Origin of the sequence: Micromonospora tarensis (assembly GCF_016803395.1) — a bacterium.
Classification (GTDB): domain Bacteria; phylum Actinomycetota; class Actinomycetes; order Mycobacteriales; family Micromonosporaceae; genus Micromonospora; species Micromonospora tarensis.
Window position 1 is genome coordinate 1 of the sequence record NZ_JAEVHL010000258.1, and the last position, 9044, is coordinate 9044.

Here is a 9044-nt window from a genome sequence, read left to right on the forward strand (position 1 = left end):
CCGGCCGGGCCGGCGGCGTCGTCCACCGTTGGGCGACTGTGCCGCGCCACCCCCCTCGTCCGCGCGGTAGCGCGGCTCTGGACGGCGGGGTTCGTCGGCGGCCGGGCCCGGGTACCCGTCGGCGCGGTACCGCGGGCGGCCGTCCACGGGTGCCCACTGGTCGACCCCGTCGGCGACCCGGGGATCGTGGTCGCGGGTGGGTCGTACGCCGTACCCGTCGCCAGGGTGCCGCTCGTAGCCGGCGGCCGGTCGCTCCTGCGCGCCGCGCCGACGTGGCGCGTCATCCGGTTCCGGCATCCAGCCGGGCTCCGAGGTGGGGGCGGGGGAGACCGGCGGCGTGGCCCGGTAACCGCGGTCCCGCTCGGTGGGTTCCGGCCGTGGGCGGCGGCCGTCGTACCGATCAGAGCTGACCTGGTCCCGGTGCCAGGCGGCCTCCCGCGCGGGTCCCCGCTCGTCGCTGGGACGACGGTCGGACCAGGCGGTACGCCGGTCCGACTCGGGGGAGCGACGTTCGTCGCGCCGTGGTGGCTCGGGTAGGGGCCGGCGGTACGGCTCGTGGTCGTAGTGGCGGGAGTCGGCGCTGTCGGGCCGGCCGTAGGCAGGCGTCTCGACCGGCTCGTCGTCCACCCAGGAGCGGCCGTGTGGGGCCGTCTCCGCCGCCGGCTCGTCGGCCCACGACCGGCCGAGGTAGGTGCCATCGGGGCGGGTCGGCGCGAGCGGCGGCACCTCGGCCCGGCCGGTAACCGTCGCCCGGCCGCGCGGTGGCGGCTGGTGGGGCATGCCGATGTCGCCTGGGTACCGCTGGCCGGGGAACTGGGGGTGCCACTCGGTGGTCGGCTCGCCCACCCAGGATGGTTCGTTCGGGTCTGGCCACGGGTCGGCGTAGCGGCCGTTCATCCGTCGAGCCCGTCGCCACACCCGGCCGCTGGGCCGATTGTCGCCGGGAGTGAGCTGTCCGCAGCCGTCGTTGGGTGATCGCCGGGCGTCCGGTCGCCGCCTGCCACGCCCCGGTGGCCGGCTCGCGTCCGCTCGCTCACGCGTTGTCACCTCGTTGCAAATTGTCGCGCTGGGGCCCTCACGTGCCGGTCAGGTCGCCGCTCCGGCAGGCTGTGGCTGCGGATGGAGGGTAACGGCGTGGGCTCGCTCACCGCCACTATGGCGCAGCCCACCGGCGCAAACGTTATCCCATTGGTTTCGGACATTTGGTCCTATAACCGAATCTGATCCCCGGACCATACCGCACCTCACGGCCGTCCGGCTCGGGCGGGATCCCCGCACCCGTCAGGGATGTTCCATGATGAGAACGGCGAAGGTGCCGGGCGCGAGCGCCTCGTAGCGGTGCGGCGCGTCGCCGGGAAACGTCGCGTAGTCACCGGGGTCGAGTTCGACCGGCGCCGTGTCGGGCCCGACCCGCAGTCGGCCGGCGGCGACCACCACGTGCTCGACGCTGCGGGGGGTGTGCCCTGCTCCGGTTCGGACCGCACCCGGTTCCAGCCTGATCAGGTAGACGTCCCGGCGCAGGTGCGCGGCGCCGGCGCTGAGCAGCGTGCCGGAGAAGTCGGCCTGCTCGGAGCGGACCTGGGGCCCGTCCCCCGCTCGGATCACCCGCACGCCGTGGTCGACGGGCTCCACCAGCCGGCTGAACGGCACGCCGAGTGCCACGCCCAGCGCCCAGAGCGTCTCCACACTCGGGTTGCCGGTGCCCGCCTCCAGTTGGGAGAGGGTGGATTTGGCCACGCCGGCCCGGCGGGCCAGCTCGGTCAGGGAGATACCGACCCGTTCCCGCTCCCGGCGCAGGGCGGCGGCGATGGTGGCCAGCGGGGCAGCCGGTTCCGGAGACATCTGTGGCTCCATGGGGTCAAGCGTTCGGGCCGACGAAGACGTTCAGCATGGTGAACCATGCGTACGGTACAACGAACGGCCGGCGTTCGGACGCTTCGCGCGATGCGTGACCCTCGGCCCGACCGGGCCCCCGGGGCGGTCGGGTCAGACCTTGTCGCCCAGCTTGACCTGGGGGGCCGGAGCCCGCATCCGCCGGAAGGTGATCGACCGCATGACCGCGTAGAGGTAGAGCGAGCCCATCCGCTGGTCGGTCTTCGGGAACCGCTCCCGGACCAGCTTGCCGATCTTGCGGCAGATCAGCACCGAGTCGACGACCACACCCAGCGCCAACGCGCCCCAGAGCAGGTTGGAGATCAGGCGGACCAGCGGCGGCATGGCGGCGTTCGACCCGATCAGCACGATCAGCGCGCCACCGAAGAACCAGGTGCCGACCGTACGCCGGGAGTCGACCACGTTGCGGGCCAGCAGCCGCTCCGGACCCCGGTCGCGGGGACCGCCCTCCCGGCGGAACTCCGCGGCGGCCTCGGTGCGCAGTTGGCGGCGACGCTCCCGCTCCTCCTCCTTGGTGAGGGGGCGGCTGGGGCCGGCCGGACGGCGACCGACGGTCGGCCGCTTCGGCGTCTCCCGACCCTTGGTCGGGGTGTAGGCCCGGGGCCGCTCGGCGGTCTCCTCGGGGGTCACCGAGGTGACGGCCTCGTCGACGAGGTCGGTGGACTTGCGGCGAAAGAGCGACGGCACGCGGCAAGGGTAGCCAACGGGCCGCGCCCGGTGCACATCGCGGTGCACCGGGCGCAACGAAGGGGTACGTCGAGATTACGGCCGCTCGGCGTGCGCGCCCAGGTCGGCGAGCTTCGCCTCGAAGTCCTCGTAGCCCCGGTTGATCAGGTCGACGCCGTAGACCCGGGAGGTGCCCTCGGCCGCGAGCGCCGCGATCAGGTGGCTGAACCCGGCCCGCAGGTCCGGGATGACCAGGTCGGCGGCGTGTAGCTTGCTCGGCCCGGCGATCACCGCGGAGTGCTTGAAGTTGCGCCGGCCGAAGCGGCACGGGGTGCCGCCGAGGCAGTCCCGGTAGACCTGGATGTTCGCGCCCATCGAGTTGAGCGCCTCGGTGTAGCCCAGTCGCTGCTCGTAGACCGTCTCGTGCACGATCGACAGGCCCCGGGCCTGGGTGAGCGCCACGACCAGGGGCTGCTGCCAGTCGGTCATGAAACCGGGGTGCACGTCGGTCTCCAGCGCCACCGCGTTCAGCTCGCCGCCGGGGTGCCAGAAGCGGATCCCGCCCTCCTGACCCGGGTCGCCCAGCTTCGGCGCGCGGGCGTCGGTGACCTCGTACTCGCCACCGACCGACCGGAAGACGTTCAGGAAGGTCATCATGTCGGCCTGCTGCGCGCCGAGCACCTCGACGTGGCCACGGGTGGCCAGCGCGGCGGCCGCCCAGCTCGCCGCCTCGATCCGGTCCGGGATCGGCCGGTGGGTGTACCCGTGCAGCTTCGGCACACCCTGGATCTCGATCACCCGGTCGGTGTGGACCTTGATGATCGCGCCCATCTTCTGCAGGATGCAGATCAGGTCGATGATCTCCGGCTCCACCGCGGCGTTGCGCAGCTCGGTGACGCCCTCGGCCATGACCGCGGTCAACAGCACCTGCTCGGTGGCGCCGACGCTCGGGTACGGCAGGGCGAACTTGGTGCCGTGCAGCCCGTTCGGCGCGGACAGGTGCAGACCCTCAGGCCGCTTCTCGACAGTGGCGCCGAACTCTCGCAGCGCCTGCAGGTGGAAGTCGATCGGGCGCGGGCCGATGTGGCAGCCGCCCAGGTCCGGGATGAACGCGTGCCCGAGCCGGTGCAGCAGCGGGCCGCAGAACAGGATCGGGATCCGGCTGGAACCGGCGTGCACGTTGATCTGGTCGGTGCTGGCGCTCTCCACGTTCGCCGGGTCGAAGACGAGCTCGCCGTCCTCGGTGCCATCGGTGACCTTGACGCCGTGCAGGCCGAGCAGACCTCGGACCACCTCGACGTCGCGGATCTTCGGCACGTCGAACAGTCGGCTTGGGCTGTCGCCGAGCAGCGCGGCGACCATCGCCTTCGATACCAGGTTCTTCGCGCCGCGCACGCGGATCCGCCCTTCGAGCGGAGTACCTCCGTGCACAACCAGGACGTCGTCGGTCAACGCAACCTCCAGCGCGTCGGTGCTGCCGTGTTGTTGGTGGGGAGCCTGAACGTTGTCGCTACCCCGGATGCGGCCATGTCAAAACGGCCCGCGGGTGTGTCGTCGCTCCGGCAGCATAGCCCTCGGTGACGAAAAAGGACTCGGTCACATCGGCGTGTGTGGCATTAATCGGTGATCCGGCACTTTTGCGTACCAAGAGCGCTACGGATCGTGATCAGGGCGCCGTCGGTGCTGGAGTGTCCGCGCCGGGCAGGGCGAGCATCTGGTCCAGCGCGACCCGGGCGTGGTGCGCGGTGTCGGCGTCCACCGTGATCTGGTTGGCGACCCGACCCGCGACCAGCTCCTCCAGCGCCCAGACCAGGTGCGGCAGATCGATCCGGTTCATCGTCGAGCAGTAGCAGACGGCCTTGTCCAGGAACATGATCTGCTTGTCCGGGTGCGCCAGCGCGAGGCGGCGGACCAGGTTCAGCTCGGTGCCGAGCGCCCACGCCGAGCCGGCCGGAGCCGCCTCGATCGTCTTGATGATGTATTCGGTGGAGCCGACGTGGTCGGCGGCGGTGACCACCTCGTGCCGGCACTCCGGGTGGACCAGGACGTTGACCCCCGGCACCCGCTCCCGTACGTCGTTGACGCTGTCCAGCGTGAACCGGCCGTGCACCGAGCAGTGCCCCCGCCAGAGGATCATCTTGGCGTCGCGCAGCTGCTCCGGGGTGAGACCACCACCGGGCTTGTGCGGGTCGTAGAGCACGCAGTCGTCCAGCGACAGGCCCATCTCCAGCACCGCGGTGTTGCGGCCCAGGTGCTGGTCGGGCAGGAAGAGCACCTTCGACCCCTGCGCGAACGCCCAGTCCAGGGCGCGCTTGGCGTTGGAGGAGGTGCAGACCACGCCGCCGTTACGGCCGACGAAGCCCTTGATGTCGGCCGACGAGTTCATGTACGTCACCGGCACGGTGTCGGCGGCGATGCCCAGCTCGGTCAGGGTGTCCCAGGCGGCCTCGACCTGGCCCAGCACCGCCATGTCCGCCATCGAGCAGCCCGCCGCGAGGTCGGGCAGGATCACCCGCTGGGCGTCGGTGGTGAGGATGTCGGCGCTCTCGGCCATGAAGTGCACACCGCAGAAGATGATGTACTCCGCGTCCGGGCGGGCCGCGGCCTCCCGGGCCAGCTTGAACGAGTCGCCGGTCACGTCGGCGAACTGGATCACCTCGTCGCGCTGGTAGTGGTGCCCCAGCACGAAGACGCGACTGCCCAGCGCCGCCTTCGCGGCCGTGGCGCGAGCCACCAGATCCGGGTCGCTGGGCGCCGGCAGGTCGCCCGGACACTCGACGCCACGCTCGGTGTCGGGGTCGCTGCCCCGGCCGAGCAATAGCAGAGCCGTCGCCGTGTTGGAGGGTTCCACCCAGGTCGAAGTCACGTAGCCCATGGTCCCACAGCGCGAACGCGACGCGGCTTCGCTCGGTGTGGGCTGCCACACTGCTCGGCATGCGCGTGCTGCTCTGCCCGGACAAGTTCGCCGGCACCCTGTCCGCACCGGAGGTGGCCGCCGCGGTTGCCACCGGTTGGCGCACCGTCACCCACGGCGACGACCTGCTGATCCGGCCGCTCGCCGACGGGGGCCCGGGCTTCGTGGCGGTGCTCGCCGAGGCCCTCGGCGGCCGGCGGGTGCCGGTGTCGACGGTCGACCCGCTGGGCCGGCCGGCGGCGGGTGAGATCCTGCTCACCGCCGACGGCACCGCCTACCTGGAGAGCGCGCAGGCGTGCGGCCTGCACCTGCTCTCCGCGGCCGAACGCGACCCGAAGACCACCACCTCGTACGGGTTGGGTCTGTTGGTGGCCGCCGCCGTGGAGAGCGGTGCCCGGACGGTGGTCATCGGGCTGGGTGGCTCCGGCACCAACGACGCCGGCGCCGGCATGCTCGCCGCGCTGGGTGTGACCCCGCTCGACTCGGGCGGCGCCGCGCTGCCGTACGGCGGGGCGGCACTCGCCGCGGTGGACGCGCTGGACGGTGCGCCCCGGCTGCGCGAGGTCCGGCTGGTAGCGGCCACGACGTGGACAACCCGCTGCTCGGCCTGCACGGCGCGAGCAACGTGTTCGGCCCGCAGAAGGGCGCCGACCGCGCTGACGTGCTGCTGCTCGACGCCGCGCTGGAGCGCTTCGCGGCGGTGCTGGAACGGGACCTGGTCGGCTGCCCGGCGGGGCTGGGCACGCTGCCCGGCGGCGGGGCCGCCGGCGGTATCGGCGCGGCGCTGATCGCCCTGGGTGGCGGCTGCGAGTCGGGGATCGGCCTGGTCACCCGGGCCACCCGACTCGACGCCGCGCTGGACACCGCCGACCTGGTGATCACCGGGGAGGGGTCGTTCGACCACCAGTCGCTGCGCGGCAAGGTCGTCGCCGGGGTGGCCGGCGCCGCCCGCGACCGGGGGGTTCCGTGCGTGGTGGTGGCCGGGCAGGTGAGCACCGGCCGCCGGGAGGCCGCCTCGGCCGGGGTCACCGACGCGTACAGCCTGGTCGAGCACTTCGGCGGCGAGGAGAGTGGCGGGCTCGACGCCGCGCTGAGCCGACCGGCGGAGGGGCTGCGCGAGCTGGGCGCCCGCCTGGCCCGGCAGTGGAGCCGTTGAGCGTCCGGACCGCTCGACCGGCTGCTCAGGGCCGGGCCGACCTGCGGCGGGGGTCACGCCACGCGGGTGCGCCCGGCCGAGGCGGCGTACCATGGTTGAGGACCACAACCGGGAATGACTGGACGGCGCGCGGCGTTGGCCAGTGCGTCCGGACCCAAACCGCGCAGGGAGACTTCCACGTGACCACGCCAGCGCAGACCGAGTCGACCGAGGCCCAGGCCCCTACTTCCGTCGTCCTCACCGACGTCGCGGCGCAGAAGGTCAAGGCCCTGATCGAGCAGGAGGGCCGCGACGACCTGCGGCTCCGCGTCGCCGTGCAGCCGGGCGGCTGCTCCGGCCTGCGGTACCAGCTCTTCTTCGACGAGCGTTCGCTCGACGGTGATGTCGTCACCGACTTCGACGGTGTCGAGGTTGTCGTCGACCGGATGAGCGCCCCGTACCTCTCCGGCGCGACGATCGACTTCGCCGACCGGATCGACGCCCAGGGTTTCACCATCGACAACCCCAACGCGGGCAACTCCTGCGCCTGCGGTGACTCGTTCAACTGAGTCGCACCCACAGCAGCGACAGATGGGGCCGTCCTCCGGGACGGCCCCATCGTCGTGATTGTGGGGGAGCGCTCCCGAACGCTGGCGTGGCGGGATGGTTTCGGTCCTTGGGCCGACGGGTGACCGGTGGGTTGCCGTGCCGGTAGGCTGACCGCGCCCTGCCTCCGACCCCGAGGGTTGACATGAAGATCGCCGTCACCGGCTCGATCGCCACCGATCACCTGATGAGCTTCCCCGGTCGCTTCGCCGACCAGCTCATCGCCGATCAGCTGCACAAGGTGTCCCTCTCCTTCCTGGTCGACGACCTCGTACTCCGTCGTGGCGGGGTGGCGGCGAACATCGCCTTCGGGATGGGTCAGCTCGGGCTGCGCCCGGTGCTGCTCGGCGCGGTGGGTGCGGACTTCGCCGACTACCGCTCCTGGCTGGAGCGCCACGGCGTGGACTGCGAGTCGGTGCACATCAGCGAGGTGGCGCACACCGCTCGGTTCGTCTGCACCACCGACACCGACATGTGCCAGATCGCGTCGTTCTACGCCGGTGCGATGAGCGAGGCCCGCAACATCGAGCTGGCCCCGGTCGCCGACCGGGTCGGTGGTCTGGACCTGGTGCTGGTCAGCGCCAACGACCCCGAAGCGATGCTGCGGCACTCGGCCGAGTGCCGCACCCGGGGGTACGCCTTCGCGGCCGACCCGTCCCAGCAGCTCGCCCGGATGGGCGGCGAGGACGTGGTGGCGCTGATCGAGGGCGCCGAGTACCTGATGACCAACGACTACGAGAAGTCGCTGCTACAGAGCAAGGCGCAGCTGACCGACGACCAACTGCTCGACCTGGTCAAGGTACGGGTCACCACGCTGGGCAAGCACGGTGTGGAGATCGCCGGGCGGGGCATCGACCCGATCCACGTGCCGATCGCGCGGGAGATCCGGGCGGTCGACCCGACCGGTGTCGGCGACGGCTTCCGGGCCGGGTTCTTCACCGCGCTCTCCTGGGGGGCCGGCCTGGAACGGGCCGCCCAGGTCGGCTCACTGCTGGCCACGCTGGTCCTGGAGACCGTCGGAACCCAGGAGTACGAGGTCCGCCCCGACCTGTTCGTCAAGCGGCTGGCCGAGTCCTACGGCGACGCCGCGGCGGACGAGATCCGCCCCCACCTCCGGCCGTAATCTGCTCAGCGCCGAGCAGCACCGATGTGACGTGCTGCTCGCGCCCACGACTGAGGCCGCGGACGTCAGTGCGAGCGGCGGACGTCGTAGGCGGGGCCGTCGGGGCCGTTGACCGACCCGAGGAACTCCTGGCCGCGCATCCGGCACCAGGCGGGGATGTCCACCGCCGCCGCCGGATCGTCGGCCAGCACCCGGACCACCGTGCCGACCGGCACCTCGGGCATCCGTCGGGCCGCCGCGATCACCGGCAACGGGCAGCGCTGCCCCCGGCAGTCGATCACCTCGTCCGGCATCGTCACAGCCCCACCACCCCGGCCTCGGCGCGCAGCTCGGCGACGATCCCGGGCAGCTCGGCGAGGAACCGTTCGACGTCCGCCTCGGTGGTCTCCCGATGCAGGCTGATCCGCACGTTGCCGTGCGAGAGCACCCCCATCGCCTCCAGCACGTGCGACGGGCGCAGCGTCGACGAGGTGCAGGACGAACCGGACGAGACGGCGAAGCCCCGCCGGTCCAGCGCGTGCAGCAGCGCCTCACCGTCGACGTACAGGCAGGAGAAGGTGACCAGGTGGGGGAGGCGGAGCACCGGGTCGCCCACCACCTCGACATCGGGCACCTCCGCCGCGACCCGCGCCCGGACCCGGTCCACCAGGGCGGCCAGCCGGGTCGCCTCGGCCGCCGCGTCGGCCGCCGCCGCGCGCAGGCTCGCC

Annotated in this window: 8 protein-coding genes and 2 pseudogenes; 3 read left to right on the forward strand and 7 right to left on the reverse strand. The window is 72.3% G+C overall.

From position 1 onward, the window contains the following. The 5 genes and pseudogenes from JM949_RS30385 to nadA form a co-directional block, all read right to left on the reverse strand. Positions 1–897: pseudogene (locus tag JM949_RS30385) on the reverse strand (hypothetical protein); the annotation flags it as partial. 384 nt (positions 898–1281) lie between these two features. Further along, a complete protein-coding gene (locus tag JM949_RS30390) occupies positions 1282–1842 on the reverse strand; it encodes a helix-turn-helix domain-containing protein (RefSeq protein WP_203151556.1) in 561 nt (186 codons plus the stop codon). Between the two features lie 144 nt (positions 1843–1986). Then, entirely contained in the window at positions 1987–2580 is a 594-nt protein-coding gene (locus JM949_RS30395; RefSeq protein WP_203151557.1) for a DUF3043 domain-containing protein, read from the reverse strand. Between the two features lie 75 nt (positions 2581–2655). Next, positions 2656–4011, reverse strand: a complete 1356-nt coding sequence (murA, locus tag JM949_RS30400; RefSeq protein ID WP_203151558.1) for a UDP-N-acetylglucosamine 1-carboxyvinyltransferase — start codon at positions 4009–4011, stop codon at positions 2656–2658. Positions 4012–4225: 214 nt separating this feature from the next. Then, complete coding sequence (nadA, locus tag JM949_RS30405; RefSeq protein WP_203151559.1) at positions 4226–5425, reverse strand: quinolinate synthase NadA; 1200 nt, start codon at positions 5423–5425, stop codon at positions 4226–4228. A gap of 68 nt (positions 5426–5493) precedes the next feature. Here nadA and JM949_RS30410 point away from each other — a divergent pair. From JM949_RS30410 to JM949_RS30420, 3 genes and pseudogenes are all read left to right on the forward strand, one after another. Next, positions 5494–6629: pseudogene (locus JM949_RS30410) on the forward strand (glycerate kinase family protein). A gap of 179 nt (positions 6630–6808) precedes the next feature. Beyond that, positions 6809–7177: an iron-sulfur cluster insertion protein ErpA gene (erpA, locus tag JM949_RS30415; RefSeq protein WP_203151560.1), complete on the forward strand. Its 369-nt coding sequence runs from the start codon at positions 6809–6811 to the stop codon at positions 7175–7177. A gap of 182 nt (positions 7178–7359) precedes the next feature. Further along, a complete protein-coding gene (locus JM949_RS30420) occupies positions 7360–8337 on the forward strand; it encodes a carbohydrate kinase family protein (RefSeq protein ID WP_203151561.1) in 978 nt (325 codons plus the stop codon). 65 nt (positions 8338–8402) lie between these two features. On the opposite strand, the gene JM949_RS30425 is transcribed toward JM949_RS30420, so the two are convergent. Both JM949_RS30425 and JM949_RS30430 read right to left on the reverse strand, forming a co-directional pair. Next, positions 8403–8636 (reverse strand): sulfurtransferase TusA family protein, encoded by a 234-nt coding sequence (locus JM949_RS30425; protein WP_203151562.1) that lies wholly within the window; start codon positions 8634–8636, stop codon positions 8403–8405. Next, positions 8633–9044: aminotransferase class V-fold PLP-dependent enzyme (locus JM949_RS30430; RefSeq protein ID WP_203151563.1), on the reverse strand; the 412-nt coding region annotated here is incomplete at its 5' end. The genes JM949_RS30425 and JM949_RS30430, both read right to left, overlap by 4 nt.

Excerpts from the sequence above, each read along its gene's own strand:
- JM949_RS30420 (WP_203151561.1), top strand. The coding sequence starts at position 7,360 with ATGAAGATCGCCGTCACCGGCTCGATCGCCACCGATCACCTGATGAGC.
- JM949_RS30390 (WP_203151556.1), bottom strand. The coding sequence starts at position 1,842 with ATGTCTCCGGAACCGGCTGCCCCGCTGGCCACCATCGCCGCCGCCCTG.